This is a genomic window from Salinisphaera sp. G21_0 (assembly GCF_017744115.1).
GTDB lineage: Bacteria > Pseudomonadota > Gammaproteobacteria > Pseudomonadales > Endozoicomonadaceae > Endozoicomonas.
Window position 1 is genome coordinate 1 of sequence record NZ_JAGHQW010000306.1, and the last position, 511, is coordinate 511.

Annotated in this window: 1 protein-coding gene; it reads left to right on the top strand. The window is 56.9% G+C overall.

Annotated features, from left to right (window positions below; genetic code table 11):
• Nucleotides 1-511: hypothetical protein (locus J7439_RS26205; protein ID WP_209204990.1), on the top strand; the 511-nt coding region annotated here is incomplete at both ends.

Genomic DNA, 511 nt, shown 5'->3' on the forward strand with positions numbered 1-511 from the left:
TCAGGACGTGAAGGCCTTCCTGACCCTGCCCTGCTTGAAAGAGGGCTGGCAGGAGGGCAAAGACGAGGACGTTAAGGGCAAACCGCTCGACCGGGCACTGGTCACCAATATTTCCTCCATGTGTTCCGGCTTACCGAAAGATAAGGACGTGAAGGCCTTCCTAACCCTGCCCTGCTTGAAAGAGGGCTGGCAGGAGAGCAAAGACGAGGACGTTAAGGGCAAACCGCTCGACCGGGCACTGGTCACCAATATTTCCTCCATGTGTCATGGCAAAGGCTTACCGAAAGATCAGGGCGTGAAGGCCTTCCTGACCCTGCCCTGCTTGCAAGAGGGCTGGCAGGAGGGCAAAGACGAGGTCGTTAAGGGCAAACCGCTCGACCGGGTACTGGTCACCAATATTTCCTCCATGTGTCATGGCAAAGGCTTACCGAAAGATCAGGACGTGAAGGCCTTCCTGACCCTGCCCTGCTTGAAAGAGGGCTGGCAGGAGGGCAAAGACGAGGACGTCAAG